Below are 715 nucleotides of genomic sequence, written 5' to 3'. Positions count from 1 at the left end.
ACCCTCGTGAAATTCCCCGCCGGCGAGTACCTCATGGATGGCCAGTTCCGCATCGCGGGCTACGAGCAGTTCGGGATGGTCGGCGACGACGCCACCATCCGCGTCGCCCCCACCGACGGCTACACGTTCAAACTCGGGACCTACCGCAGCCCGATCGACGACCTCACCGTCGAGGGCTTTACCGCCGATATCTCGGGAAGCAACACGGGCGGGCGCGTGTTCGAGCTTCAAGCGGGCGACAGCCTCTCGGTGAGCGATATCACTGTCGAGGGCAAACACGACACCCCCAGCAAGGGGCCCATGCTCGTCGGGCTTCAATCGAGCGACGGCGAGGGCCTCGTCGAGAACGTCGACCTCTCCGATGGCGGCGAGGAGGTTTCGGGTGGCCGAGGCGGTACCGGTCTCTTGGTGAGCAACTACCACGAGGGGACTGTGACCCTACGAAACATCCAGATCGGCCCCTTCCCCGACAACGGCATCTACTGCTCACAGGGCGACAGTAGCGCCGACGGCACGGTCCACGTCGAGGGCGGTCGCGTCGAGAACGCCAACGTCGCCGGCGTGCGTCTCGGCGGCGACGGGAGTTCGATCGAGGGAACGGAGTTCGTCTACGACGAACACTTCGACGGGTTCGGCGGCCAGCGCCCCATCCGACTCGACGGCGGCTCCGGACTCGAGGTCTCGAATGTCGAGATCGACATGAGTATCGACCAGA

Annotated in this window: 1 protein-coding gene; it reads left to right on the top strand. The window is 65.2% G+C overall.

The window, feature by feature from the left end; genetic code table 11:
* Positions 1–715, top strand: a 715-nt coding sequence (locus HAPAU_RS21745; RefSeq protein WP_245634125.1) for a hypothetical protein, incomplete at both ends; no start/stop codon positions are given.

Source organism: Halalkalicoccus paucihalophilus (assembly GCF_001593955.1).
In the GTDB taxonomy this organism is placed as follows: domain Archaea; phylum Halobacteriota; class Halobacteria; order Halobacteriales; family Halalkalicoccaceae; genus Halalkalicoccus; species Halalkalicoccus paucihalophilus.
The sequence above is the reverse complement of the archived record's forward strand: the minus strand, read 5'-3'. Positions and strand labels throughout refer to the sequence as shown.